Source organism: Devosia sp. LjRoot16, from assembly GCF_964252795.1.
Taxonomy (GTDB): Bacteria; Pseudomonadota; Alphaproteobacteria; order Rhizobiales; family Devosiaceae; genus Devosia_A.
Genome location: NZ_CAXUPH020000001.1, coordinates 707,804 through 733,574, shown reverse-complemented (window position 1 = coordinate 733,574; position 25,771 = coordinate 707,804). Strand labels below are relative to the sequence as shown.

Below are 25,771 nucleotides of genomic sequence, written 5' to 3'. Positions count from 1 at the left end.
CTTCGCCCCGCAGATCGTGGCAATCCAGAGTCCGTCAAGCCATTGCCCGATTTGCGTCGCTTTCGGGACAGACTTTCCACAAGCTTGTTAATCATTGTAAGGGCCATGAACGGGGCATTCGACGAGCTTTCGCGTCACTCGGCGCGTCGGCGAAGGGCGACAACTCAGCAACTTCTGGTCCGTGTCGGTGCGCCGGCAATGGCAGTGCTTGGCATTGGCGCGATCGGCGCTGTGCTGCTCGGCTTGCAGTGCGGTGGACTGGACCAGTGCTTTGCCCGCAAGGCGCCCGTGGCCGCCACCAGCGTGGCACCCGTGCCCGTCGCGGCCGAGGCCTCGCTCGGCCCGGCCCCTGTCGCGCCCGTTGCGACGGCTCCCGCGGCCCCTGTCGCATCGACCGTGGCGATGACCACTGCGCCGGAGGTGCCGGAGGGCGTCAAGCGGGCGCAGCGGGTCGACGCGATGATCGGCGACACCTTCGTGGCGCTCGCTTCCGATGACGAGGGCTGGCTCGCCGGCGCCGCCGCCAACGCTGCCGCCGACCCCGAGACTTATGCCGAGGGCGATGGCGCCGGCCCGCCCGTGCAGGACGAGACTGCCGTCGAGGCGGTGGATGCCGTTGCCGGCGATACCACGAAGCCGCTGGAGCGCCCGACGCCGCTCGATGTGGCGGCCTTCGCCGAAGCGCCCACCGAGACCGCCGCGACCGTCAAGGCGGAGGCTGAGCGGAAGCTCGCCGAAGTGGCGAAGTCTGAGCCCGAGCCGATTGCCGAACCCGAGCCGGAACCGGCAAAGGAACAGCCTGCCGCCGAGCCGGAAGCCAAGCCAGAACCCGCACCCGCCAAACAGGAAGCGGCCGCCTCCGGCGATTCCCGCACCGTTGCCGGCTCCGGCGTCAATGTCCGCTCCGGCCCGGGCAAGTCGAACGGCCGGGTGTTCGGTCTCGCCGGCGGCGAGAAGGTCACGGTGAGCGAAAACCGGCGCGGCTGGCTGAAGATCACCGACGACCAGGGCCGCACCGGCTGGGTCTACAAGGACTACCTGAACTAGCAGCCAGAGGGCACGCGGCGCCGCGCCGTCGTCGGCAGCGAGTGCCTTCTCCCCTTGTGGGAGAAGGTGGCCGAAGGCCGGATGAGGGGTTCTCTCCGCGTACACCGTCGCTCGTCGCTTACGCTCCGAGCGCGCTACACTTCGTTGCGCGGACCCCTCATCCGGCGCTGCGCGCCACCTTCTCCCACAAGGGGAGAAGGCAAACCGGTGCCCGCGCCGGCCGGGGTTGCCCACCGCTTCCGCCCGTGATTAATTCCGCGTCCTTCACAGCCCTCCCATGGAGATCGCAATGCCCCGAGTCATGTTCATCGAGAAAGGAGCCCTTCCCCAACTTGAGAACGTGACGCGCAATGCGAACACTGAACCTTGGGATTCTGGCGCATGTCGACGCCGGTAAAACCTCTCTGACGGAGCGGCTGCTCTACGCAGCCGGTGTCATCGACCGCCTCGGGAGCGTCGATGGCGGCAATACCCAGACCGATACACTGGCGCTGGAGCGCCAGCGCGGCATCACCATCAAGGCTGCCGTGGTGTCGTTCGTCGCCCATGATACGACGATCAACCTGATCGATACCCCCGGCCACCCCGATTTCATCGCCGAGGTGGAGCGGGTGCTGAACGTGCTCGATGGCGCCGTGCTGGTGGTCTCGGCGGTCGAAGGCGTGCAGGGCCAGACCCGCGTGCTGATGCGGGCGCTGCAGCGGCTCAGGATCCCCACGCTGATCTTCATCAACAAGCTCGATCGCGCCGGCGCCGACCCGGACCGGGTGCTGGCGACCATCCGTCGTCGGCTGACGCCGGATATCGTGCCGATGGGCTTCGGCCAGGGGCTCGGCACGGCCGCCGCGGCATTTGCCCCATTCGGTCCCGACGACAAAGGCTTCCGCGACACCCTCGCCGAACGTCTCGCCGAGCATGACGAGGCGGTGCTGGCCGCCTATGTCGACAACCGCCACCTGCCTTACCACCAGCTGCGCGGAGCGCTGGCGCAGCAGAGCCGTGCCGGCCGGCTGCATCCGGTGTTCATGGGCTCGGCCATATCGGGGGCCGGGGTGGAGGCGCTGCTGTCAGGCATCGCCGAGCTGCTGCCCGCCCCGTCTGCCGACCTCGAGGCCCCGGCCTCCGGAACGGTGTTCAAGGTCGATCGCGGTCCAGCCGGCGAAAAGCTCGCCTATGTCAGGATGTTCGCCGGCGCCCTCCACAACCGCGAGCGCCTGCAGCTGCGCGGCGAAGACGCCAAGATCACCGGCGTCGAGGTGTTCGAGCGCGGCGCCGTCGTGCGGCGCGATCGGGTGGTGGCCGGCGAGATCGCCCGGCTGCGCGGCCTCGATGTGCGGATCGGCGAGAGCATCGGCATCTCGTCGCGCCCGGCAGCGCAGCACTTCGCGCCGCCGACGCTCGAAACGCTGGTCGTGCCGGTCGCGGCCGCCGATCGCCGTGCCCTGTGGACGGCGCTCGGGCAATTGGCCGAGCAGGATCCGCTGATTAACCTCCGCAAGGACGATATCCGGCAGGAGATCTTCGTCTCGCTCTACGGCGAGGTGCAGAAGGAGGTGATCGAGGCGACACTCCTCACCGACTACGGGCTCGCGGTAGCGTTCCGCGAAACCACCATGATCTGCGTCGAGCGCCCGCTCGGCACCGGCACGGCGGTCGAGCAGATCTTCAAGCCGCCCAACCCGTTCCTCGCCACGGTCGGCATTCGGGTCGCGCCCGGACCGGTCGGCTCGGGCATCGATATCAGGCTCGAGGCGATGTTCGGGGCCATGCCGGTGGCCTTCTATGAAGCCATAGAAGCGGCGATTGGCGAGACGCTGCGGCAGGGGCTGATGGGCTGGCAGGTGACCGACGCGATTGTCAGCGTCACCGATGCTGGCCACAAGGCGCCGATGAGCGCCGCCGGCGATTTCCGCAACCTGACGCCGCTGGTGCTGATGGAGGCGCTGCGGCTGGCCGGTACCGCGGTGTGTGAGCCGATCCACCACTTCCTCATCGATGTCCCAGCCGAGGCGCTGGCGGCCGCGCTCTCGGTGCTGGCGCGGCTCGATGCTTTGCCGGGCCAGCCGGTGCTGGAGGGCGCGAGCTATGTGGTCGAAGGCGAGATCGCCGCCGCCCGGGTGCACGAGCTGCAACAGCTGCTGCCCGGGCTGACCCATGGCGAGGGCGCCCTCGAAACCAGCTTTGCCGGTTACCGCGCCGTGGCCGGGCCAGTGCCCACCCGGCGGCGCTCCGACAACAACCCGCTGAACCGCAAGGAGTACCTGCTGCATGTGCTGCGGCGCGTCCCGACCAGTGTCGGCGAAACCTAGCGGGGATCGGCAGGCCGGCGGCATTTGAGGAAAATGCCGCCGGAACCTTTTGGCCGGATGCGACTTGAGCTGCGGCGCTTTCCGAGGCGCCAGTCGACCTCACAGCTAACCTCCGACCGGGCCGGGAGGCGATATGGAGCTGACCCATGGCGCGGTCCGTTCACTCTCTCCTCTGGTTCGCCGGCACGCTCATCGCCGCTGGTCTCATCATCACCGCCGGAGCTGTATTCACCGTCGAACGGCTGGCCGAGGCGGTCGCCGCGGCGCCGGTGAAGTCGGACCCGCGGCCCAGCTATGTGGCCTCGCTGCCCACGGCCGCTGCCACCGACCTCGATATCGCGAAGTTCGTTGCCGTGACGCCGGTCACCGCGGCGGCCGCAACGGCCACGGCGCCTGAACCGCCAACCCTGACCCACGAAGTGGTGGTGAAGTCACTCTGGGTGCGCGCCGGGCCCAACAAGCGCAGCGCCAAGGTCGTCGCCCTCGAACGAGGCGCCCGGCTGTCGGTTTCCCGGGTCGAGGGCAACTGGTCCCTGGTCAGTGGCCCCAATGGCGGACGCGGCTGGGTCTATTCCGATTACATCCGGCCGGCGGGCACCAGTTACTAGCCGAGCAGTTCGGTCACCTGCTCGTCGCCGAGCTGGCCGAAATGCCGGTAGTGGAGGCTCACCGCGAGGAATGGCTCGGGCGTCTTGAGGCAGACCAGCATATCCGCCTCCTGCGCCAGCTGCTCGATCACATCGGGCGGCGCCACCGGCACGGCGAGGATGATCCGGGCCGCGCCGTCAAAGCGCAGCGCCCGGATGGCGGCGCGAGCAGTGTTGCCGGTGGCGACGCCGTCATCCACCACCACACAGGTGCGTCCGGCCACCGGGATCGGCGGCCGTCCGCCGCGCCACAGCAGCCGTCGGCGCTCGATTTCGGCGAGCTGCCGCTCCTGCTCGGCCTCGAGGTAGCCTTGCGATGCCCCGGCCAGACCCAGCACGGCCTGGCTCACCACCAGTTGCGGATGCGCTCCTTCGGCCACGGCGCCGATGCCATATTCCTCGTGCCCCGGTGCGCCGATCTTGCGCACCAGCAGCAGGTCGAACTCGGCGCCAAGCGCCGTCGCCACCTCACGCGCCACCGGCACACCGCCGCGCGGCAATGCCAGGATCAGCGGGTTGTCGAGGTTAAGCGCCTGAAGCTCGGTGGCCAACGCCCGGCCGGCCTCGTGTCGATCGGTGAAACTGGGCTCGATGCCATGCTGCGTGAACATGCCCGTGCATCCGGATGGACGACTGCGATCCGGATCAACGCCGAGCGGGCCCGGTGGTTTCACCAATGCCCTCCTGAAATGTGCAGTCATGTTCTCGATTTGCGGACTCACTCGATGTCATCCCAGCGAAAGCTGGGCCCCCCGGCGAGGGCTCTGCCCTCGTCCTGTGCCGCCCGCACCAGCTGATGGATGGGTCCCAGCTTTCGCTGGGATGACAGCCGGTGGGTGGGAGAGTGCTACTGGCGATCCCGTCCGGCGCCGCGACCGCGTCCGACCTGGTTAGCCCGTACCCGATGCATAAAAGAAAAGGGCCGGTCTCCCGGCCCTCTATTGTTGTATCGAGACCTGGTCTTACTCGACCTGGCCGATATTGGCGGGGCTTTCGCCCGGCGACAGCAGGTATTTCCAGATCGCCGCGCCGATGGCGGCGCCGATCAGCGGCGCCACGATGAACAGCCAGACCTGGCCGAGCGCGCCGTTCTGCGCAAAGATCGCCGCGGCGATCGAGCGGGCCGGGTTGACCGAGGTGTTCGACACCGGGATCGAGATCAGGTGGATCAGCGTCAGGCTGAGCCCGATGGCGATCGGGGCGAAACCGGCCGGCACCGCCTTGGCAGTGGAGCCGAGAATGACGATCAGGAAGAACGCCGTCAGCACCACTTCCGCAAGCAGCACCGCGGTGAGCCCGTAGCCGCCTGGCGACAGCGTGTCGTAGCCGTTCGAGGCGAAGCCGCCCGGCGTATAGCCGGCGACGCCCGAGGCGATGATGAACAGTACAGCCGCGCCGGCAACGCCGCCGATCAGCTGCGCCACCCAGTATGGCACCAGATCCTTATAGGCAAAGCGGCCGGCAATCGCGAGGCCGAGCGACACCGCCGGGTTGAAATGCCCGCCCGAAATGCCGCCCACCGCATAGGCCATGGTAAGCACCGTCAGGCCGAATGCCAGCGACACGCCGACAAAGCCGATGCCGACATCAGGCACCCCTGCCGCAAGAATGGCGCTGCCGCATCCGCCGAATACAAGCCAGAATGTGCCGAATGCTTCGGCCGATAGTCTTCTGAACATAACCAAACCCTCTCAGGAGTCGTTCCCACGCCTCACTGTTAGGCGCTGTTGTAGCGCCGGTGAATCGCCGCACCCGGGTTTTGCACCACTGTTGTGCTGGGTGAGGACGAAAAACGTAGCCTGTGCAGGCGTCTGCGTGTCGCGCCGGGTGCTGCCGGGTTAAGCTTAGGCCCCGAAAACGTTTACGTGGACTTTAGCTGCGCTACAAATGCGGACGCCAGAATTCAGCTTTTCCGAAGCTCGGCAGTGGATTTTCCTATTTAGCTCAAAATAGAACAAATCGATGACTATCGTTATCACCGTAGATGGTGCGCAAATTACACTGCCGAATTAGGTAACGACCCGGTTACTGTGCATTGTCAGGCTTCTGTCAGTCGTGCTCTAATACTTATGTGGACGCGATTCGAGGGTACGGGGATGAGCCCCGTTACCTACTGGTGCCGGTACAGATCGGCAACAGCTTTGGCCTGCAACCTCAGGTGGCAAAGTGGACAGACTTGCGGACTCGATACCCTATCGGCCCTATCTCAATAGAGATCGGCTGATCTATCTAACGCACCCGGAAGCACGGATATCCAAGGCACTGTGCGACGAGTTCATCGCGCAGGGCTTCCAGGTTTCCATGGTGCCGGACGTGATGGCTCTGACGAGGCTCATGGCGCTCAGGCGTCCTGATCTGGTGCTGATGCCGCTGTGCGGCGAGGAACGCGACATGGCGGACGCGCTCGAGGCGCTGAACGCCATCCGCGGCCAGCACCTGGGCATTCATACCTTCCTTCTGGCGCCTCCCGACGTACGTGCTGAAATGGTGGTGGCCGCCATGAAGCACGGCGCCAGCTCAGTGTTTTCCCCGCCCTATGCGCCGGTTGAACTGGCTGTCGCTGCGCAGGAAATCTTCCGTGGCGACATCCATGTCGAACAGGGCAAGGATGGCCCATCCACCGTCACGGTGAAGGGCTTTGGCACGCTCACCTATCGCGAGCGGCAGATCCTGCAATATGTCGTCGATGGCCGCACCAACAAGGAGATCGCCGTCGATCTCGGCCTCTCCTACCGCACGGTCGAGGTGCATCGCCGGCACATCATGGAAAAGATCGGCGCGCGCAACACCGCCGAACTGGTTCGGCTCGCCATCGAGAGCTGAGTGCTTTCAGGGAAAGTTGTAAGACTTTTCGAAAGTGCGACCAGACAGGAACTGGGCGTCGTCTCGACGAAACTGAAGATGCCCCAGGCAAAAATGCTCCCCGCAGGACGCGAGGAGCGCCAGCAGCGCCGCCCCCGCGCTGCCCGGCTCCACCGGGTCATTGCCTGCCTCGAAGCAGCACCTTTCGTTCGCGATGGCTCCCGAACGGACGTGAGGCCTTTGCAGCAATGACGCCGGTGGTTCCGTTTTCCGGTGCCTGGGCCAATGTGCCCTCCAGGACCCCCTCTCTTGCAAAAAGGGCGCATCCGGGCGGCTAAGCGTCCAGGTCAGGAAACCGCGGCAGGCATAGCCGGCGATCCGTCGCTGATCGACGCTGCCGCCGTCGAGCAGCGTGATGATCGGGGATAGACTATGCCAGTTCGGCGTCAGCCTGCCAGCAGATCTGTGGAAGTCGCCTTAGGGGCTTAGGGCGCAACGCACCTCAGCGGAGGCCGGCTTCTTCGAGCAGGCCGAGGCGCTTGGCGTCGTAATAATAGCCGCGGGCGTAGTAGCGCACCGCGCCATCCGAATTGTAGCCGGCGGTGATATAGGCGCCGCGCAGGTACTTCACCGCGTATTTGAGGTTGGTCTCGGCATCGAGCAGCCCGGAGGCGCCGCCGCCATAACCCATCGAGCGCGCCGTGTCGTGCCGGATCTGCATCAGCCCGTAATATGGCCCGTTGCGCGCCCCCGGGTTGAAGCCGCTTTCGCGCTGCACCACGCGGCGCACCAGCGACTCCGGCACATCGTAGACGCTGGCATATTTGGCGATCAGCCCGTCCACCCCGGAGGACGAGGTGCGGGCCGGCGCTTCGGCAAAGGCCAGCGGCACGAAGGCCTCGCCTTCGCTCTCGGGCCGCGTCTCTGGCACTGGTGCAATCGCTGCGATTGCCGCCGGCGAGGCCGGCTTGAACCCCGGCAACCCCGCCATCGAGCAGCCCGCGACCAGCCCGGCGAGGACAGGCACAGCGAGCGTGAGGCGCACAACGCGCGAGAGAACAGGGGCCCTGAACATAAAGTCTCTATTAACAGAAGCTTTTGCGCGGGGGAACCCGGGTGAATTGCGGGGGATTTGAGCCGATATGCGGTGCTTTCGCGCAGGAGCCGGTGCGAGCTGCCCCCCACCCTGTCCCCTCCCCTTCAAACAGGGGGAGGGAGACGTCAGCCTCGATATTTGTGTGAGGGGACAGGGGTGGGGGGCAGCCCGCGCCGGCCATCCCGTCGTCGGCAGCCTTTCGCTGCCCTAGGCGACCACCGACTCCTTGAGCGGCGCCGGCCGTTCCACTGGCGTGGTGATCTCCACCGCCCGGCGCTCGCGGCTCGCCGTCTCGAACGCTTCCATCACCTCGAGCACGTGCAGCGCCAGGTCGCCCGAAGCGCGGTGCGGCCGGCCTTCGAGGATGGCGTGCGCCATGTCGGCGACGCCGAGCGAGCGGTAGTTCGCATCGGCATAGGGCAGGGCGTAGGGCACCACCGTCCAGTCCTTCTCGCCCGCCGCCCGCGTCTTCACCTCGCCGCCGAACATGTTGGGGTCGGGCACCAGCACGCTCTGCTTGCTTCCGTAGAGTTCGAACGGCAGGTGCGCGTGGCCCGGCACGTCGAAGCTCAGCGTCACCTGGATGATGGCGCCCGAGTGGAACTCCAGCAGCCCCGCCACATGCGTCGACACCTTCACCGGCATCAGCTGGCCCTTCTTGGGTTCCGAATAGATCGGCCGCTCTTTCTGCGGCGTCGCGCTCATCGCCTGCACGCTCTTCACCGGGCCAAGCAGGTTGATGAGGTCGGTGATGTAATACGGCCCCATATCGAGCACTGGCCCGCCGCCGACGTCGTAATAGAACGCCGGATCGGGGTGCCAGCGCTCATGTCCCGGGCAGGCGAAGAACGCCGTGCCGCCGACAATCTCGCCCACCGCGCCGCTATCGAGCAGGGCTCGTGCCTCCTGGTGTGCGCCGCCGAGGAAGGTGTCGGGCGCCGAGCCGACCCTGAGCCCCGCCTGCTTCGCCGCCGCGGCCAGGGTCTTGCCCTCGGCATAGGTGATGCCGAACGGCTTTTCGCCATAGACGTGCTTGCCCGCCGCGATGGCGCGAAGGCCGACCTCGACATGTGCCCGGGGGATGGTGAGGTTGACGATGATCTCGACCCTCGGGTCAGCCAGGAGCGCCTCGACCGAGACCGCGGTAAGCCCGAACTCGGCGGCCTTCTTTTCGGCCACCTCCGGCTTCATGTCGGCGATGGCGATCACCTCCAATACCGGGAAATCCCGCATCGCCTTGAGGTACTGGCTCGAGATATTGCCGCACCCGATAATCCCCACGCCAACGCGACGCTTGCCGTCCATAGTCACTCTCTCCGTCCCTGTCGGTAAACCGGCCGATCCGCCCGCGCGGGCGCGCCGCTCCAATCTTCAAGGCAGCATCGCCGCAATTGGCGTCGATTGCCAGAGGCAAATGAGGTACGTAACGCAAGGTTTCTCACCGTCGCCCGATCCTGCTATGAGCGGCGCAATGCTCAATCCCGTCCCCACCAGTTTCGACTATCGCCCGCCGACCGAACCGTGGCTCACCGTGGTGCATGCCGACGACGATATCGTCGTGCTCGACAAGCCCTCGGGCCTGCTCTCGGTCGCCGGCAAGGACCCGGCTTTGGCCGATTGCCTCGAGGCGCGGGTCAAAGGGCGCTGGCCCAGCGCCGCCATGGCGCACCGGCTCGACAAGGATACGTCCGGCGTCCTGGTGATGTGTCTCAACAAGCGGGCGCTCGGCCATGTCGGCCAGGAATTCGAACAGCGCCGCGCCAAAAAGTCATACGTGGCAAGGGTCTGGGGGGATGTTGAAGCCGACGAGGGTCGCGTCGACCTGCCGCTCGCCACCGATTGGGAAAACAAGCCGCGCCAGCGCGTCGACTATGAGCGGGGGAGGCCGAGCGTCACCGACTGGAAGGTCGAGGCGCGCGAGGGCGGCATCACCCGGGTGCGGCTCTACCCGCTCACCGGCCGCACCCACCAGCTGCGCGTCCACATGCTCGAGCTCGGCCACCCGATCCTCGGCGATCCGTTCTATTCGACCGGCGAGGCCTTCGCCGCGGCCGATCGGCTGCAACTCCACGCCGAGGAACTGGGCTTCAATCACCCCGCTGGACACTGGGTGAATTTCCGCGTTCCGGCGCCGTTCTGAGCCGCCGCAGCCAGCCGGCCTGTCACGAAATCGTCATTGGAGTGCCGGATTGAGGCCTGAAACGGGCCATTTCCGGCTTTTAGCGTCGCCAGCGTCTCAACCCGAGCTCGGAGAGAACGATGAGCGAGATCAAGGACCGGCAGGACGCCGCTTCCGATATCGACCCGATCGTCGCCGCCCTGGCAGACGATACCCAAGCCGCCGCGGCGGTGGAGGGCTTTGAAGCAGCCGAACCGGTCGATGCCGAGGCCATGCCGGTCGCCGGCGTGGAAGCGCCCCTTGGGCCGGAAGCCGACACTGTGGAGCTCTCCGATAGCGCCGGCAGCGACGCGGACGAGCCGTCGGCTGCCGCCGATCTCGACGATGTCGTCGAAGGCGAACCCATCCCCCAGTCTGGCGAGACCGTCTACGCAGCGACGGCGACCGATGAACTGGTGGCCGATGCCGCCGTCGATTTCGGCGACGAGGCTCCGGCCGAAGCGGTCGGCTCCGCCGATATCGCCGATGTCATTGAAGCCGCTCTGCTGGACGCGGCGCCCGCGCCGCTTGCCGCCAGCGCCTTCGAGCACATGCCGGCCGCCTATGCCGACACCATCGTCGAGCTCGATGTCGAGGCTGACAGCGATGACGACGCGCCGCTGCTCGATGTCGATCTCGAAGACGGCATCGCCTCGGTGTTCGCGGCGCTCCACGCCGCACAGCAGGACAGCGCTCCGGTCGAGCCGCTTGGCGATCTCGAAGCCGCCGACGGCGTCACCTTCCGGCTGCTCGGCGAACTCGATCGCCTCTGGCACCGCGCCGCCTGAGCTTTCCACCGGTCGGCTCTCCCGGGAGCCGACCGTCTTGCACTCGTCGCACCAATCGCCTATTGCCTAGTCCCGCTGCACCCGTAGCTCAGCTGGATAGAGCGCTGCCCTCCGAAGGCAGAGGTCATGAGTTCGAATCTCGTCGGGTGCGCCAATCCTTTGCATGGCTTAGCGGGTCGGTGATTCGCTGGCGCACTGTTTCCGCACAGAAGCGACTCAGCGCCCCTCCGCGACCCACTTCTGAAAATGTGGGCTGCAATGCCAGTAAACCTCCTCAACCATCTGCGTCGTCATGCCGGCGGCGTCGGCGACTTCCTTGATTGTTCGCCCTTTCTCGACCCACCAGGTTATTCTCGTGTGGCGCAGAGTGTGCGGGGTGTAGCGTAGCGGCAGGCCGGCGTAATCGAGCGTCGTCAAGAAGCTCTTGCGATGTCGGCGATTGGCTCGCCACGCCAATTGATGAGGCTACAATAGGCGTTTCAACGGTTCGTTGCTGATGCGAACCAGGACGGCGCGTTCGCGTTCATCGATCGCCTGCCAGCGGCGAAGATGCCCCTATGCCGCGGCACCGAGCCGCACCGATGGTTGCCGCTTCCCCGTCTCCGCGACGCGCTCACCCTAGCGATAGATCGGCATAGTCGCTGGGCATCAAAATGAAGCAGCCGAGGACCAGGGAAACCGCGAGCACTGTCAGCAGAGCGGGGACAATTCGACGAACCCGGCGAATAAGGAAATCAAGGGGCCACGACCGGTTGCCGCTCGCGATGTCCTTTGAGAGGATCTTGGTGATCAGGTAGCCTGAGATACGAAGAACACATCGACGCCGACGAGCTGCCAGGAAGCCATGTGGCGCCGTATTGGTAGAGCGGCAAGGACCGCCACCGTGCGCAGCCCGTCGATGTCTGGCCGATACGCCGGGACCTTCTGCAGCTGAGACACGTGTTGGTTCAAGCGCAGATGGCTCCCGGTCCGGGTGGGAGAGTGCCAGATACTCTGCCACTTTCGAACAATAAGGCGCTTACGACCGTCCCCTGTCGGACGCAGACGATTGATCGCTTCGCCGAGAGCACATTGCTGCCCGGCACGGTGCGCGATGCGGAAATAATCTCCCACTCATCGGTTTGCAGGTACGCACCTATGAGTTCACGGTAGTTGCTGGGCAGCGGCTCGACCTGGCCATTTAGCTGAAGTTTCCCAACGTCCATGCTGCACGCACTCAGCAGCGGCAGAGCCGCGATCACATTAACAAGCCGCGCGAAGTTCCGCATCTGTGCCCCACCGTTGCCAGCGCACTCGTAGCGCATCTTCCTCCCTCTCGTGAAGACCGGAGACTCCCCATGAACCCCAACGTCCGCCGTGGGGCGGCGATGCTGGTTGGCAATTGGCGATATTTCTGGCTGCTTACACAGCCACCTCGAACGACGCGTTCGCCCGGCCGAACTGAAGCGGACGTTCGGGCCGCGGAAATCTTCCGGCAGCTGGCTAGTTCATCAGCTCCTCATAGACGCGCATCGTTGCTGAGATGGACTCCACTTCGGAGTACTCATCAACCGCACGCTGTCTCCCGCGCGCACCCATCTTCAGTCTTTGCTCGGGGTTTCTAATGAGGCTCGCGATAGCGGCGGCCAACGCTGCGCCATCACCAGCAGGCACCAGCAGGCCGGTGTCACCATGTCGGACGACCTCCCGGCAGCCGGGAACGTCAGTCGAGACGCAGGGGAGGCCGCATGACATCGCCTCGAGCAGCGCCTTGGGCAATCCCTCCCGGTATGACGGGAGGCAGAAGATGTCGGCGCGCGACAGAGCAGATGCCATATCTTGCTGGTGTCCCCACCACTCGACGATGCCCTGCCTGGTCCATGCGTCCACTTGCTCTCTGGGCACTCCTGCAGGGTTGTCGACATCGATCATTCCCACCAGTACGAACCTGGCGCCGGTATGCTGCAGCAGGCGAGCCGCTTCCACAAACTCGCCGACGCCCTTGTCCCACAGCAGACGCGCCGCCAGCATGACCATCACCTGCTCATTGTCGCGGGCCACCGGATGGAATTTCTCGGTGTTGACCCCCACTCCGGCAATGTGCCTCAGGCGGCTTGTCGGCACGCCAAACTGGGCGATCTGCCTGCCGTCATCGGAGTTCTGAACAATGACCAGGCCGCGCGACACAAGCTGCGGCAGTACCCAGCCGACCATCTGGCGGACCCATGGTTTTCGCCCTCCGCCGGTGAACAGAAATCCCATGCCGGTAATGGCCGAGAGCACGCGGTCTATTCCGCAGAGGCGTGCGGCCAACCCTCCCACCATCACCGCGCGCAACGCGACGTGATGCACGATGTCAGGCTGCTCCTGCCGATAAATGCGTGCGAGGGCGAAAGCCTCGGCCAGGACCCCCAGCGGGTTCATGCCCCGCCGGTTGGTATCGAATGGGATTACCCGAATGCCATGCCGCTCGATCTCGGAGCGGAAAGTGGAGAGCCGGGTGACGAGCACCACCTCGTAGCCACGGCGTATCGCCTCGGTCGCCAATGCGAGGCGGTGCGATACGAAGTACCAATCTTCTGTGACGACAAAGACCAGTTTAGGCAAGCTGCGCTTCCTGCCAGGCCTGGAACATCAGGACGTCCCACAGGTGGTAAGCCCAGTTGCGCTGGCCGCTTAAGTGCTCGCGCCACTTTTGCTGGATGGCTGTGTAATCGAAATAGCCGTCGCGCCGCAGACGTCCTTCCTCCAGAAGTGCGTCCGCCCACTCTCTGAGCGGCCCACGCAGCCAACTGTCCAGAGGAACGCCAAATCCCATCTTCGGGCGTTCAATCAAAGCTCTGGGGACGTACCGGTATAACACCTGTTTGAGTGCCCACTTTCCCTCGCCGTCACGCAGCTTGACGTCCTGTGGCAACCGCCATGCAAACTCTACCAATCGGTGGTCCAGCAAGGGAACACGAGTTTCGAGGCTGACGCTCATCGCCGCCCGGTCGACCTTGGTCAGGATGTCATCAGGCAGATAGCTGACCATATCGAGGGCCATCATTCGTTCTACTGGCGTCAAACCGTCCAGACTGGGGGCCAATCCGGTCAACTGCGTGGGCGGTTCTCTCGCGCCCAATACAAGGGCAGCCGGCTCACTCCAATGCGAGACCAGCGCCATATAGAGGTCATCTACTGATGAACTGCCCAGGACTCCTGCCGCCTTGTGAAGCTTGTCGCCGAGGCGCCCACCCATAGCCGCTTTCCTCAATCCCGGCAGGAACCGCGCAGCCTGATCCCAATGTGCAGGAGAAATGGCCCTGATGCCGGCGGCGCCCATGCGGCGAAGCGGTCGAGGAACTGCAGAAAGCTTCCCCCACGCTGCGGCAGTGGCGGTATATCGCGTGTAGCCGCAAAAGACCTCGTCGCCCCCATCTCCGGAAAGCGAAACCGTGACGTGCTGGCGGGCCAGCCTCGAAACCAGATAGGTCGGTATCTGAGACGAATCCGAGAATGGCTCATCATAGATCGTCGGCAGTTCGGGGATGACAGCCATGGCCTCCTCCGGACTGACATACAGTTCCGTATGGTTCGTACCCAGGTGAGTCGCGACCTCACGGGCATGCACAGCTTCGTCATAGCCGTGCTCGTCAAAGCCGATCGTGAACGTCCTGACGGGACGCGCGGCCTGGGCCTGCATCAGCGCTACGATTGTCGATGAATCCACCCCACCTGAGAGAAAGGCCCCCAGCGGAACATCGGCGACCATCTGCTGGCCGATAACTTGTTTGAGCAGGTGCTCAAGCTCATCCACGATCTGGTCTGCGCCGCCTTGATGCAGATTACGGCGACCGACTTCGGCAACCTGAGGCAAGGACCAGTACTGGCGAGGCTGCGGCCGGTCGCGGCCGTCATCAGGGCGCACGGTCAACAGGCAGCCAGGTGGCAGCTTGAAGATGTTGCGATAGATCGAGTACGGCGCCGGTATGTAATTGTGACGCATCAAGAGGGAGATCGCGTCCCTGTCGATCTCGCCGTAGAACTGGCGATGTCGCCTCAGCGCCTTCAGCTCCGAGCCAAAGATCAAACTGGCTTTCTGTCCCTCGCCCTGCCAGCCATAGTACAACGGCTTTTCACCGAGACGATCGCGCGCCAGCGTCAGAGTTCGCTCCTGGCGATCCCACAAGGCAAAGGCAAACATGCCAACGCATCGCTCCAGGGTGCCCTCGATCCCCCAGGCATCAAATCCTGCGAGGAGCGTCTCGGTATCGGAATGCCCGCGCCAATTGGGAACGAGGCCACTTGCATCCAGCTGTCGCCTGATTTCGTCGTGGTTATAGACTTCGCCATTGTAGACGATGACGTAGCGCCCGGAGGCCGAGTGCATTGGCTGATGGCCCGCTGGGGAAAGGTCGACGATCGACAGTCGTCGATGGGCGAGGCCCACACCGACGCCCTCGTCGACCCAAAGGCCGGAATCGTCAGGTCCGCGCGAACTTATCGCGGCAGCCATCTGCGTGAGGCCGGCCTTCGCGTGCTCAACCCCTTGCCACACCCCGTGTCCTAGAAAGCCAGCAATTCCACACATATGGGTCCTTTGGGAGGGCTAGGGGGGATCTATCCGAAGATCGACGCGCGCCGAGGTTCTGGACTTTGAGCCGCGGACCCCAAGTGGATTGCGCCTGCGCATCCAAGTGCAAATGGCACAGCCAGATCCAGCATCGTAAGATCGTGTGTGAATACGAGTATGCCGATGGCGGCGAAACCGAAAACTGGATTATGCCGTCCAAAATATCCGATTGCGCCGATCAAGGATATTGCGACGATGATACCGGCCACGCCGAAAGCGACCGCAAAAAATATGTACTGATTGTGAGGGGCGAGCGCGTGGGCGCGATCGATACCAACGCCCCAAAGGGAAATCTCGTGGATCGCGTTTCCCATCAGCAGAAGTCGAGCCGCCCCCGAATCGGTTTTGCCCAACGAGTCGGACAGCTGGCTTGTAGGTAGTTTCCCGGAGTTGGCCGCACTAGCCTCTGCAGCTGCGCTCACCGCGGTTAGCGCGGTGTCGGCGGAAGCGATAAACGAATTGCCTACTATTGCATTATGTTGCAGTGCGATGGCGAATATGATGCTGCAAATCCCCGCGGCTGCAATGATACGGGCAAGTTCGTTCCTGTCGGTGCGTAGCTTCTTTCTTTGAAACAGTCTCTCGGCTGCGAAGGCCGCGATTGCCGATCCTGCGAGAACCAATAGCGACGTTCTCGAAATCGTCGCCGTGACCCCAAAGGCAACCAGCACAGCATACGGCCCTCTCCATCTGCGAGCGACGAAAGGCACTGTCGCTGTGCCACCAAGGACTAAGGCGCCACCCGCCACATTTGGGTTCTCGAACAGGCCAGCGGAACGTCCCGGCACCGACGAGAGGGTTCCGGGAGCGAGCATCTCGACCAGCAGCGAGGCTGACGTCACTGCGACGGCGACAGCACTAATGCGCATCACTAAAGTGCAGGCCCCCGAGTGCGGTAATATAGTGCTAATGGAAATGATCATCGCGCACGAAACGATCATGCTCTTGCCTGCTGCGTCTATTGGAAAATGCAACACGGTGAGCAGGGCAATCGCTACGAAGGTAAAGTAAAGCGGCGACAGCGGGAGCAGTATCGAGGGTCGCCGGGCAATCTGCGCAACTGCAGCAAGAGCGAATGCTATCCAAATCGCGTAGCTTACGATGGATAGTTCCGGTCGATAATCGGAGTTGGCGATGTGATTGAATGTTCCCAACTGGAAGAGAAAGATTGCAACGCAACACAGGCCGATGCTGAGGAAAAAGAAGAATGCCGACGGCTCGTCGGGGGCGTCACTCCATTTGAGAAGTCTTGCGTTAGCCGAGCTCGCCCGGTTGCCGCGCGCCATTATGTTCATGGTTTCCGAGCTCCGGTCTCGAGATAGAGCTTCTCGTAGCCATCGATACAAGCTTCCATCGAAAACTGCGCGCGCACACGTCGACGGCCCGCCTCGCCCATCTCAACCCGATTTGGACTGTTCGCCATTCTGAGCAACGCGTCCCCCAATGCAGGGGCGTCGTGGGGCGGAACCACGAATCCCGTCTGTCCATCAACGACGGCTTCCGCGTTGCCCCCGACATCGGTCACGACCATTGGCAGGCCCGCAGCCATGCCTTCCAGGATAGCGTTGGAAAAGCCTTCCTCGTGCGAGCAGAGAACTCCGATATCGGCCACCCGCAGGATATCCGGGACATCCGAACGTGCGCCCAGAATTCGAATATTCGCCTGCAGCCCCGCGGCGTCAATCTGCGATCGAAGTTGCGCGGCTATTCCGTCGTCGCGCCCGACGCAAAGCAACTCCCATGGGCCTCTCAGCTCCGGCTGAATTCTGGCAAATGCAGCGATCAGGTCTGCGTGCCCTTTGTACGGAATAAGGTTGGCGACGATGACGAAGACCGTGGCATCGCGCGCGATGCGCAGCGTGTCTCGCGCCTGATCTCTTTCGACTGGTCGACTGAAGGCTTCAGTATCAATGCCATTATAGATCAGACGCAGTTTCGCCGGGGCGACCCCTTCCTGGCGCAGATCGGCGACGACAGCCTGCGAATTGCCGCACACCAGCGTCATGCGTGGGTGCAGTCGACGCTCGACACGGGCAAATAGCGGATGACCAAGTTGGTACACGCCCAAGCTGCGCCGGCTCATGATGCGCGCTGGTACAAAAGCCAGCATCGATGCAAGGCCCCCGACAATGTAAGCGGCCGGAAGGAAGAAATGCATCACGTGGGGCCGGCGCCGCCAGATGATGAAGACCAGCGTGAGCGCAGCCGGTACCAGCATGACGCGAGCCCGCCAGCGGTCGGTCCGGAGCACGGCCGCCAGCCACTTCGGTAACTTCGCCCCGTATATCGGGACTTGAGCCGCCTCGATGCCGTCGGTCAAGGGGCCGCCAGGTGATAGCGCGAACACCTCGGGTTCCCATCCCCGCCGCTTAAGGCGTATCGCGACCTGCGACAGATGGCGCTCGGCTCCACCGACATTCAGTGAGCCGATGACGTAGAGAATGCGTCGTTTCACTCTGCCCTCAGCCCGCCGTCGACAACAGAAAAGTGTGACCTCCGCATGATCTAGCGTCGGCGAAAGACATATTCGGCACATCCGCTGCCAAGGATGCCCCGGCCGGCCTTGGTATTAAACGAACGAGTCAGTTCGAAATCAGTACCAACCAGAGTGGAAACCGTTTCTGGTGAGGCACTCTCGTAGGGATAGCCGCCGAGCCAGTCTCGTGCGTCATGAAACCAGTCCATACCGCGTTCCCGCTTGTCTTGACGAGCGGCCCCGCCGATGGCGACCGCGAAGGCATGAAAGCAATGAGCGACAACCGATTGGAGTGACTTTGGCAACCGCGAATACACGCGTTTCTCAACCTTCCAGAATCCACACAGCGGGGTCTTGAGATAAATCGCGATAATGAACGTTCCTCCCGGCCTCACAAGGCTCGCGGCATTGGCAATGGCCCGTTTCATGTCACCGGTGTGGTGCAGCACGCCCCACGAGTAGACAACATCGTAGCCATGGGTAAGCTTCGTGTTGAGGATGTCATCCCGGAACGCGTCAACCTTCGCGCCGAACCGGGACGCCACTGCTCTGGTCGTCAGGACCGAGTTTTCGTCATAGTCCGTGGCCGTAACTTCAAAGCCCATGCGCGACGCAGCGACGGCATGAAGGCCACTGCCTGACCCGATGTCCAGAAAGGTCTTTCCCTCGGGCCGGAGATCGCCCGGAAGCAGCTTGCTTAATCCGGCATCCGCCCCAGACAGTTGATCGCTCCCCACCGCCGCTGCGTAGTCGGACCAGTTGTCGCCGAAACCATAGCGAACCGAGTCTGTCATATCTGTTTATTCGCCCTCTTTGTTAAGCGCATGAATGGAATGCCGATTACCACAACTGAGGCAGCAGAAACAGACATTGCCGCTGCCGCTGAGTATTCACCGAGAGTTACCTGCAGTGCAAAATAAACCGTCACTAGAGCAGAGATACTAACTCCAGTCATGATCGACATCTGTTTTGCTCGCTGCTGCGACAGCCACAATTTCGCGAGGACATTGCCCTGAATCATGAATGCCAGGCCAGTCGTCATCCACCACCAATGATTGGTCACGCGCGTGACGGCTTCAGCGTCGAAACGCCCGCCGAATATCAGGGCCAGCACTGGCGCCCCGAGAGTACCAACGAGAACCACCCCGAGAATACCCAGTATTGCCGAGGCCGCGGCCGCTTTTGCCAGGATGGTTCGCACAGCAGCAGTTTCGTTTCTGGCAACCAGATCCGCAAAGTGAGCCAGAATAACGGGCGAACTCGCCATGACGAGCAACTGCACCACAGATGAGTGTAAGCGGTAGGCATACCCGAACGCCGAATTGGCGCCCTCGCCAAAGGAAGCTACCCAGATCGGCGGCAGCGATACGGTGAGGTTGGAGAGAATGACGCCTGGCAAGATCCAGGCCCCTAGCACCAACATATCTCGCGACAACGAACGCATCCGCTCAACAGGCGGGAACGCGCCCCTCAGGCGCAGTCCGGTCGACCTGAGGCCCCACAGGCAGATACCCACCTGGAGCGCAAAGCCAAGCAGCGTTCCCAGCACCAGGTTCGTGAGTCCGCCTTGCGGCCAGGATGCAAGCAGCAAACCACCAGCGATCCCATTTGCGATAGGCGCAGCGGCAGCGATCCAAAAGCGGTTCCGCATGGCGAGCAGGTATCCGACGCAATCTCCCACCATGTTCAGTGCCACAAGGAACGCGAGGTAGGGAAATGCCGCCCCCATCGAGGCGACGACCGAATTTGCTGCGCGCCCGGCCAGTGCCGGGACGATAAAGGGACCGCAGAGGGCAAGCAAAAGAGCAAGAACGACGCCAAGCGCCGCCATGCCCCAAAGGACAGCGCGTTCAAATGCTTCAACATCGGCAGCATTGCCCGCTGTCTTCAGTTTCGCGCGCACCGGAAACAAGCCGGTTTGTAAGAACCCCGCAATGACACCAGAAATCAGTATCGGCAGGACCAGGGCCAGATTGTACCCATCCAGTTCGCTCCCGATGCCGAAAGTGCGGGCGGTAAACCAGAGCTTGAAAAACGCCGAGGCCTGCGAGGCCGCGGTGAGAAGGGCAATGACTGCCAGTTGCCTCGTCATCGAGGGTCAATGGCTGTGGCAGTCAATGTCGATTTGTACCACGCCATGGTTGCAGCGAGGCCCTCGGCAACCCGGTATTCGGGGACGTATCCCAGGAGCCGCTGCGCCTTGGAAATGTCGGCCTGCGAATGCCGCACATCGCCAGCACGGAAGTCTCGAAAGACGACTTGGGCTTTGGGGATTTCGCCGAGCAGCGAGAGCTCCAACTGAATGGCGTCCACCAGCTCGGTGAGCGAGGTACGATCGCCGACCGCTACGTTATAGACCTGATTGAGGGCAGCGTCCGAGGTGGTGACGGCGGCGAGGATGTTGGCCTGTACGGCATTCGCGACAAAGCAGAAGTCCCTGCTCGTATCGCCATCGCCGTTGATATAGACGGGCTCGCCGTTCAGGAGATCTGACGTCCATTTCGGGATAACGGCGGCGTAGGCGCCATTCGGATCCTGCCGCGGCCCGAAGACGTTGAAGTATCTCAGCCCAATAGTCCGAAAGCCATAGCTTCGCGCAAATACGTCCGCGTAGAGCTCGTTGACATACTTGGTGACGGCGTAGGGACTGAGGGGGCGCCCGATCTTGTCTTCCACTTTGGGCAGGTCCGGATGATCGCCGTATGTGCTGCTGCTCGCGGCGTAGGTAAAGCTGCGGGCCCCGGCATCGCGGCTCGCCACCAGCACGTTGAGAAACCCGGTTACGTTCGCCGCATTCGTCGCTATCGGGTCGGCGATGCTTCTCGGAACACTGCCCAGCGCCGCCTGATGCAGGACGTGGTCAACGGTCCGGTCAACGGACCACCGCATGGCGTTCCTGCATTGCTCGAGGTCGCGGATGTCGCCTTCGATGAAGCGAAACCGCGCCCATTGCTCTGCGGATACGAGGGAGGACACCTCATCGATGTTGCGCTGGTGACCCGTGGCGAAGTTATCAAGGCCCACAACCTGCTGGTCCAGCTTCAACAGCGTCTCGAGCAGGTTGCTCCCGATGAACCCGGCTACACCCGTTATGAGCCAGGTCCGTGGCTCATGGCGAAGCAGCTGTTTAACGTCGTCGTATCGCGTCATGGGTTCACAGCCGGCCGTCAGCCTTGCCGGCGGGCAGCGTTCCCTTGACGTCGTAGATCACGGCATCGCTCTCCCCCAGCGCCTTGATGCCATCGCTGCCCATGGCAACGAACTCGTCATGCCCAACGGCGATGATGATTGCTGAATATCCACCGCTCGTCGGCAATTCCGAAAGGCATTCAATGCCATATTCATGCTTTGCCTCGGCCACATCGATCCACGGATCGAATACATCAACACCTACGTTGTAGGATTGTAGTTGGCCGACGATGTCGACAACCTTGGTGTTGCGGATGTCTGGGCAGTTTTCCTTGAACGTCAAACCGAGCACCAGCACGCGGCCCCCAAGGACCTGCTTGCCTTTGCGCAACATGAGTTTGACCGTCTCGTCCGCGACGTGCTCTGCCATACTGTCGTTGATGCGCCGGCCAGCCAAAATGACCTCGGAATGGTAGCCCGCTTCCTGAGCCTTGTGCGTGAGATAGTAGGGGTCAACACCAATGCAATGCCCCCCGACCAAACCCGGTCGAAAGGGAAGAAAGTTCCACTTTGTTTCCGCCGCCTTCAAAACTTCCAAAGTGTCGATGCCAAGGCGCTGGAAGATCAGACTCAACTCATTCATCAACGCAATGTTGAGGTCGCGCTGGGTGTTCTCGATCACCTTGGCGGCCTCGGCCACCTTAATGCTGCTGGCGCGATGGGTGCCCGCGGTAATGATCTGCGCATACAAGCCATCGACCGCTTCGGCGACCTCGGGAGTGCTACCGCTTGTCACCTTCGTTATTGTTGCCAGCCGGTGATTTTTGTCGCCGGGGTTGATCCGTTCAGGGCTGTAGCCGCAAAAGAAGTCATGGTTGAAGCGCAGACCGGACGCCGCCTCCAGCGCCGGAACACAAATCTCTTCGGTGCAACCTGGGTAAACGGTTGACTCGTAGATGACGATGGCTCCTGGCTTCATCACGCTTCCCACGGTCTTGCTGGCCGCAAGCAATGGTGAGAGATCTGGCCGGTTTGCCCGATCGATCGGCGTAGGTACGGTCACGATGAAGATCGTGCAGGTCGCCAAATCATCAAGGTTGGTGCTGAATTCAAGCCCGGTGGCCGCACGCATGTCAGCTTCGTCCACCTCCAGCGTGCTGTCGGAATGGCGGCGGAGTTCCGCTATCCGCTTCGGATTGATGTCGAAGCCCAGAACCCGGCGATGCTTGCCGAATTCCACCGCCAAAGGCAGGCCGACATATCCCAGCCCCACAACGGCAATCTTCTCGTTTGCAACGTTCATCTTCGAGCTCTTACCGTCCGATACAAGGCGTTTGCTGCTGGTGGCGACAGCTCGCCGCCGGCGCCGCCGCGCGGGCGACCTCTGACACAATATGGTGGGCTAACCCAGGGCCGACATCCTCGGCTTCCACGGGGTTGCTGGTAATGCCAAGCCAGGGTGATGTCATTCCCCTTTGCCGCCGCCGCGGCAAATTCTCACAGTAGCGCGACACAATCGCCACGCCGACTTCAAGCGACGCGGAGCCTGTCCCCGCCTCCCTTGCCAAGAGCTGTAAGCGCCAGAATCTGGCCGTCCAGAATGATGGACTGCAAGTGAAGATAGTCTGCGTCCGAGGCAGCCAGCGCTTCTGGTGTGCTCATGTCGATCCCCCGGATTTGAGACAGCCCGGTTATGCCGGGCTTGACGATATCCACGCCCCGACGCGCGCGCGCCGCGATCACCTCAGCCTGGGACGGCAAACAAGGACGGGGCCCAACCAGGCTCATCTGATTCATCAGGATGTTCAGAACTTGCGGCAACTCGTCCAGCTTTGTGCGTCGGAGAAACCCACCGAGCCTGGTTACCGACGAGGAGGCAACCTCATGGGTTCCAACGTTCGGCGTGGAAATGTGCATTGTCCGAAGCTTGTAGCAGGTGAAGGTGCGCTGATACCGCCCAACGCGCTCCTGACGGAACAGTGCTGGCCCCGGTGATTGCAGTCGGATCGCCACGCCGAGGGCGACCAGTAGCCAGCCGATCAAGACCAGGACACTGACCGCAAACAGCACATCGATGGAACGCTTCGTGATGGCAAAGAACCAGCTGTCCGTTTGACCGTTGGTCACGATCCAGGGTGCTGCCGGCGGCAGGCTGTTGCGCGTAGCATCCATGACGGCCGAAGCAACCCGATCCACACTCACTGTAGGCTTGAGAGACGTGACGATCGCCAAGGCGAAATCGCGCAGCGGTCGCGGCCAGCGCGAGAACACCCTTAGCCTTCCCGACAAGGTCTCCCCCAGTACGGCGGGAAGATAGAGGATCTGTATGCCGTCATCGCCAAGGTCCACCAGTTGCCGTGCGGCCTCGCGCTTGCTGACGGCATAGTGTGATGTGTCCGACAGGTCTAAAGCCCGGATGGACGAAACATAGATGAACCTGCGTATCCTGGCCTTGCGAGAGAGTTGGTAGGTGTCAGCAGCAAGGTCGACGTTTGTCGCTTTGAAGCTGTCATACGTTCCTGTGGCATCGTTATTCTGCGCCGCGAGGTGAACGAGCAAATCGAAATCCGCGGCAGCCGCAGAGATCTCATCGTAGCCGATGGATTTGCAGCCAGGGAATAGCTGCTTCAAGCCCACAGGGTCGCGCCCCACGAGCAGCAGTTCAACACCGCGAGCCAGCAAACGCGGAACCAACTCACGGCCCAGGAACCCGCTGGCACCGGTGACGACTAGCCGCTTTGCTCCCATGTGCTCGCGACCCGGGCTCATGCGGCACTTCCTTCGAGAAATCGAACGTCGCTCCGGATCACGATGTCGAACAGGACATGTCGTGCTGCCTGTTCGTCCTCGTTGGATATCGCCTGCTCCAACTGGGACAGCGCATCAGGAAGGCCGGGAAGCTCGGTCGTTGTCGTTCGCATGATTTTGGCGTGACGAGTGCGACTGGATGCGGCTTCGTCATAGAAGAGCTCCTCGAACATCTTCTCGCCAGGGCGTTTTCCGATGGAAACGATCTCTATATCGCCATGTGGGTTTTCCGGTGAACGCACTGATAGCCCCGCGAGGCGCACCATGTTCTCCGCAAGCTCAGAGATAAGGATGGGCTCGCCCATATCGAGGAGGAAGACATCCCCACTCTCCGACAGCGCGCCAGCCTGAATGATCAGTTCCGCAGCCTCGCGGATCGACATAAAGTAGCGCGTCATCGCAGGGTCGGTCAGCGTGATGGGCCCGCCATGATCAATCTGCTCCTTGAACAGCGGTACGACGGAGCCGTTAGAGCCCAGAACGTTGCCGAAGCGTACCGCGCAAAAACGTTGACCCGTTCCTCTGGCCTTGGCCTCGGATGCTCGCTGATGCACCACAAGCTCGGCCCATCTCTTCGTCGCGCCCATCACATTTGTTGGGCGAACGGCTTTGTCTGTCGAAATTAGAACGAAATCTTTCACGCCAAGTCGAAATGCGGCGTCGACGACCTCCTTCGTCCCGAATACGTTGTTTCTTATTCCCTCGAGGGTATTTTCTTCAACTATTGGAACATGCTTGTGGGCTGCGGCGTGAAACAACGCTTCAACGCCATACTTTCGGATCGTGCGGGATACCAGCTGGCCATCAATAACGGAACCCAATACTGGAACCACGACGACTGTGTTATTTGCTGTCAGTTCTCGATCTATCTGGTAAAGCGCGAATTCATTCGCCTCAAACAGAACTATGCGCTGCGGTCGCCATTGGGCAATGGTTCGGCAAAGCTCTGAGCCAATGGATCCGCCGGCGCCGGTCACCATTACCGTTCGACCGACAATCATCGATCGAATTAGGTCGATATCCGGTGGAACCGCGGAGCGCCCGAGTAGATCATCTATTTCGATCTCCCGGATTTGACTCACCAGGTATTTACCGGTGACGAGATCGGGGATGCCGGGCAAGGCTTGGACCTTGATGCCATGCCGACTTAGATCTGCCACGATATCCTTGCGCCTCGATGTACCCAGAGATGGGATCGACAGGATCGCTTGCTTCACCCCATAATCTCGAATGAGTGCTGGTACTTCGCTTGGCGAATACACCCTCAATCCGGCGACCTCACGCCGATGCAACGCGGGGTTGTCGTCGATAAATCCCGCCACGAAATGGCTGTGGCGCAAGGACTGCGCCAACTGCGTCCCGGCCGCACCGGCCCCATAGATTATAACAGAGGGAAGTTTTAGTGAGGCACTGCGTGTCTCGGGCAGGAATAACCATTTGGCCGCGAAGCGGCTTCCCACTATCGCGACTGAAGAAAGGGCCCAGTAGATGATAGGCACGGAGCGCGGTACTACGTTGCGGCCGACGAGTTCGGACAGGAATGCTCCCATTACCCAAATGAGCACGGCAAGCGTGACAGCTTGAAACATCGTCCACAGCGCGCGGTCTGGCAGGTATCGAATTACTGCGCGATATAAGCCCATTCGTACGAAGACGAATATAGCAACGGCCGGCGCGGATAGAATAACGAGGTACTCGTCTAAGCCGCGCGGAAGAGTCCAACGGTCGAGCCTGAGCGCAAAGCTTGCCCACAATGCTATCCCGAGGACGACGAAGTCGAAGCAAATAAGAAGCGCTCGCTTCCAGCCGCGAGGAAGTCCGACGATGCGTGTCTTGACCTTTTGAATCATGTATCTCGTCAAGCATAATCGGGCGTCCGCGGTCTCATGAAACCGTCCGCCCGTCAACACAAATGTG

Annotated in this window: 20 protein-coding genes, 1 tRNA gene and 1 pseudogene; 7 read left to right on the top strand and 15 right to left on the bottom strand. The window is 62.4% G+C overall.

Features of this window, described 5'->3' with window-relative positions; translation table 11 throughout:
• Window positions 1-198: 198 nt before the first annotated feature.
• From ACSQ23_RS03460 to ACSQ23_RS03450, 3 genes are all read left to right on the top strand, one after another.
• On the top strand, window positions 199-1,047 hold the full coding sequence (locus ACSQ23_RS03460) for an SH3 domain-containing protein (RefSeq protein ID WP_055998561.1): 849 nt from the start codon (window positions 199-201) through the stop codon (window positions 1,045-1,047).
• A gap of 350 nt (window positions 1,048-1,397) precedes the next feature.
• Window positions 1,398-3,356 carry a GTP-binding protein gene (locus ACSQ23_RS03455; protein ID WP_436089731.1) on the top strand — a complete coding sequence of 653 codons (1,959 nt, stop codon included), beginning with the start codon at window positions 1,398-1,400 and terminating at the stop codon, window positions 3,354-3,356.
• A gap of 146 nt (window positions 3,357-3,502) precedes the next feature.
• Window positions 3,503-3,964, top strand: coding sequence for an SH3 domain-containing protein (locus ACSQ23_RS03450; RefSeq protein WP_436089730.1), 462 nt, complete (start codon window positions 3,503-3,505; stop codon window positions 3,962-3,964).
• Here the strand turns inward: ACSQ23_RS03450 and ACSQ23_RS03445 are convergent.
• Both ACSQ23_RS03445 and aqpZ read right to left on the bottom strand, forming a co-directional pair.
• Entirely contained in the window at window positions 3,961-4,614 is a 654-nt protein-coding gene (locus ACSQ23_RS03445; RefSeq protein WP_436089729.1) for a phosphoribosyltransferase, read from the bottom strand. The genes ACSQ23_RS03450 and ACSQ23_RS03445 overlap by 4 nt on opposite strands.
• Window positions 4,615-4,965: 351 nt before the next feature.
• Entirely contained in the window at window positions 4,966-5,682 is a 717-nt protein-coding gene (gene aqpZ / locus ACSQ23_RS03440) for an aquaporin Z (RefSeq protein WP_055876294.1), read from the bottom strand.
• A 487-nt stretch (window positions 5,683-6,169) separates the two neighbouring features.
• On the opposite strand from aqpZ, the gene ACSQ23_RS03435 reads away from it, so the two are divergent.
• Window positions 6,170-6,826 (top strand): response regulator transcription factor, encoded by a 657-nt coding sequence (locus ACSQ23_RS03435; RefSeq protein WP_156384615.1) that lies wholly within the window; start codon window positions 6,170-6,172, stop codon window positions 6,824-6,826.
• Between the two features lie 481 nt (window positions 6,827-7,307).
• Here the strand turns inward: ACSQ23_RS03435 and ACSQ23_RS03430 are convergent.
• Both ACSQ23_RS03430 and ACSQ23_RS03425 read right to left on the bottom strand, forming a co-directional pair.
• A pseudogene (locus tag ACSQ23_RS03430) lies at window positions 7,308-7,652 on the bottom strand (transglycosylase SLT domain-containing protein); the annotation flags it as partial.
• Between the two features lie 456 nt (window positions 7,653-8,108).
• Window positions 8,109-9,206: a Gfo/Idh/MocA family protein gene (locus ACSQ23_RS03425; RefSeq protein ID WP_436089728.1), complete on the bottom strand. Its 1,098-nt coding sequence runs from the start codon at window positions 9,204-9,206 to the stop codon at window positions 8,109-8,111.
• Between the two features lie 154 nt (window positions 9,207-9,360).
• On the opposite strand from ACSQ23_RS03425, the gene ACSQ23_RS03420 reads away from it, so the two are divergent.
• From ACSQ23_RS03420 to ACSQ23_RS03410, 3 genes are all read left to right on the top strand, one after another.
• A complete protein-coding gene (locus ACSQ23_RS03420; protein WP_055876306.1) occupies window positions 9,361-10,041 on the top strand; it encodes a pseudouridine synthase in 681 nt (226 codons plus the stop codon).
• A gap of 119 nt (window positions 10,042-10,160) precedes the next feature.
• The gene (locus ACSQ23_RS03415; RefSeq protein ID WP_436089727.1) at window positions 10,161-10,847 is read left to right on the top strand and encodes a hypothetical protein; all 687 of its coding nucleotides are present in this window, start codon (window positions 10,161-10,163) and stop codon (window positions 10,845-10,847) included.
• 77 nt (window positions 10,848-10,924) lie between these two features.
• Window positions 10,925-11,001: transfer RNA gene (locus ACSQ23_RS03410), tRNA-Arg, on the top strand.
• 62 nt (window positions 11,002-11,063) lie between these two features.
• Here the strand turns inward: ACSQ23_RS03410 and ACSQ23_RS03405 are convergent.
• The 11 genes from ACSQ23_RS03405 to ACSQ23_RS03355 all read right to left on the bottom strand — a co-directional run bounded on the left by ACSQ23_RS03405 (window position 11,064) and on the right by ACSQ23_RS03355 (window position 25,704).
• Window positions 11,064-11,264 (bottom strand): hypothetical protein, encoded by a 201-nt coding sequence (locus ACSQ23_RS03405; RefSeq protein ID WP_436089726.1) that lies wholly within the window; start codon window positions 11,262-11,264, stop codon window positions 11,064-11,066.
• Window positions 11,265-12,329: 1,065 nt separating this feature from the next.
• Window positions 12,330-13,433 carry a glycosyltransferase family 4 protein gene (locus ACSQ23_RS03400; RefSeq protein ID WP_436089725.1) on the bottom strand — a complete coding sequence of 368 codons (1,104 nt, stop codon included), beginning with the start codon at window positions 13,431-13,433 and terminating at the stop codon, window positions 12,330-12,332.
• The gene (asnB, locus tag ACSQ23_RS03395) at window positions 13,426-15,399 is read right to left on the bottom strand and encodes an asparagine synthase (glutamine-hydrolyzing) (protein ID WP_436089724.1); all 1,974 of its coding nucleotides are present in this window, start codon (window positions 15,397-15,399) and stop codon (window positions 13,426-13,428) included. Before asnB ends, ACSQ23_RS03400 begins: the two co-directional genes overlap by 8 nt.
• 29 nt (window positions 15,400-15,428) lie before the next feature.
• Window positions 15,429-16,736: a hypothetical protein gene (locus ACSQ23_RS03390; RefSeq protein ID WP_436089723.1), complete on the bottom strand. Its 1,308-nt coding sequence runs from the start codon at window positions 16,734-16,736 to the stop codon at window positions 15,429-15,431.
• On the bottom strand, window positions 16,733-17,896 hold the full coding sequence (locus ACSQ23_RS03385; protein ID WP_436089722.1) for a glycosyltransferase: 1,164 nt from the start codon (window positions 17,894-17,896) through the stop codon (window positions 16,733-16,735). The genes ACSQ23_RS03390 and ACSQ23_RS03385 overlap by 4 nt, the downstream gene beginning before the upstream one ends.
• 50 nt (window positions 17,897-17,946) lie before the next feature.
• Window positions 17,947-18,711: a class I SAM-dependent methyltransferase gene (locus ACSQ23_RS03380; RefSeq protein ID WP_436089721.1), complete on the bottom strand. Its 765-nt coding sequence runs from the start codon at window positions 18,709-18,711 to the stop codon at window positions 17,947-17,949.
• Entirely contained in the window at window positions 18,708-20,009 is a 1,302-nt protein-coding gene (locus ACSQ23_RS03375; RefSeq protein ID WP_436089720.1) for a lipid II flippase MurJ, read from the bottom strand. Before ACSQ23_RS03375 ends, ACSQ23_RS03380 begins: the two co-directional genes overlap by 4 nt.
• A complete protein-coding gene (locus ACSQ23_RS03370) occupies window positions 20,006-21,067 on the bottom strand; it encodes an NAD-dependent epimerase/dehydratase family protein (protein WP_436089719.1) in 1,062 nt (353 codons plus the stop codon). Before ACSQ23_RS03370 ends, ACSQ23_RS03375 begins: the two co-directional genes overlap by 4 nt.
• A 4-nt stretch (window positions 21,068-21,071) precedes the next feature.
• Window positions 21,072-22,349 carry a Vi polysaccharide biosynthesis UDP-N-acetylglucosamine C-6 dehydrogenase TviB gene (tviB, locus tag ACSQ23_RS03365; RefSeq protein WP_436089718.1) on the bottom strand — a complete coding sequence of 426 codons (1,278 nt, stop codon included), beginning with the start codon at window positions 22,347-22,349 and terminating at the stop codon, window positions 21,072-21,074.
• Between the two features lie 227 nt (window positions 22,350-22,576).
• Entirely contained in the window at window positions 22,577-23,815 is a 1,239-nt protein-coding gene (locus tag ACSQ23_RS03360) for a sugar transferase (protein ID WP_436089717.1), read from the bottom strand.
• On the bottom strand, window positions 23,812-25,704 hold the full coding sequence (locus ACSQ23_RS03355; protein WP_436089716.1) for a polysaccharide biosynthesis protein: 1,893 nt from the start codon (window positions 25,702-25,704) through the stop codon (window positions 23,812-23,814). Before ACSQ23_RS03355 ends, ACSQ23_RS03360 begins: the two co-directional genes overlap by 4 nt.
• Between the last annotated feature and the right edge of the window lie 67 nt (window positions 25,705-25,771).

What these genes read in the sequence shown, in the direction of transcription:
- ACSQ23_RS03455 (WP_436089731.1), top strand. Translation starts at nt 1,398, where the DNA reads ATGCGAACACTGAACCTTGGGATTCTGGCGCATGTCGACGCCGGTAAA.
- ACSQ23_RS03370 (WP_436089719.1), bottom strand. Translation starts at nt 21,067, where the DNA reads ATGACGCGATACGACGACGTTAAACAGCTGCTTCGCCATGAGCCACGG.
- ACSQ23_RS03420 (WP_055876306.1), top strand. Translation starts at nt 9,361, where the DNA reads ATGAGCGGCGCAATGCTCAATCCCGTCCCCACCAGTTTCGACTATCGC.
- ACSQ23_RS03375 (WP_436089720.1), bottom strand. Translation starts at nt 20,009, where the DNA reads ATGACGAGGCAACTGGCAGTCATTGCCCTTCTCACCGCGGCCTCGCAG.
- asnB (WP_436089724.1), bottom strand. Translation starts at nt 15,399, where the DNA reads ATGTGTGGAATTGCTGGCTTTCTAGGACACGGGGTGTGGCAAGGGGTT.
- ACSQ23_RS03425 (WP_436089728.1), bottom strand. Translation starts at nt 9,206, where the DNA reads ATGGACGGCAAGCGTCGCGTTGGCGTGGGGATTATCGGGTGCGGCAAT.
- ACSQ23_RS03460 (WP_055998561.1), top strand. Translation starts at nt 199, where the DNA reads ATGGCAGTGCTTGGCATTGGCGCGATCGGCGCTGTGCTGCTCGGCTTG.
- aqpZ (WP_055876294.1), bottom strand. Translation starts at nt 5,682, where the DNA reads ATGTTCAGAAGACTATCGGCCGAAGCATTCGGCACATTCTGGCTTGTA.
- ACSQ23_RS03415 (WP_436089727.1), top strand. Translation starts at nt 10,161, where the DNA reads ATGAGCGAGATCAAGGACCGGCAGGACGCCGCTTCCGATATCGACCCG.
- tviB (WP_436089718.1), bottom strand. Translation starts at nt 22,349, where the DNA reads ATGAACGTTGCAAACGAGAAGATTGCCGTTGTGGGGCTGGGATATGTC.
- ACSQ23_RS03450 (WP_436089730.1), top strand. Translation starts at nt 3,503, where the DNA reads ATGGCGCGGTCCGTTCACTCTCTCCTCTGGTTCGCCGGCACGCTCATC.
- ACSQ23_RS03390 (WP_436089723.1), bottom strand. Translation starts at nt 16,736, where the DNA reads ATGAACATAATGGCGCGCGGCAACCGGGCGAGCTCGGCTAACGCAAGA.
- ACSQ23_RS03380 (WP_436089721.1), bottom strand. Translation starts at nt 18,711, where the DNA reads ATGACAGACTCGGTTCGCTATGGTTTCGGCGACAACTGGTCCGACTAC.
- ACSQ23_RS03445 (WP_436089729.1), bottom strand. Translation starts at nt 4,614, where the DNA reads ATGTTCACGCAGCATGGCATCGAGCCCAGTTTCACCGATCGACACGAG.
- ACSQ23_RS03360 (WP_436089717.1), bottom strand. Translation starts at nt 23,815, where the DNA reads ATGAGCCCGGGTCGCGAGCACATGGGAGCAAAGCGGCTAGTCGTCACC.
- ACSQ23_RS03355 (WP_436089716.1), bottom strand. Translation starts at nt 25,704, where the DNA reads ATGATTCAAAAGGTCAAGACACGCATCGTCGGACTTCCTCGCGGCTGG.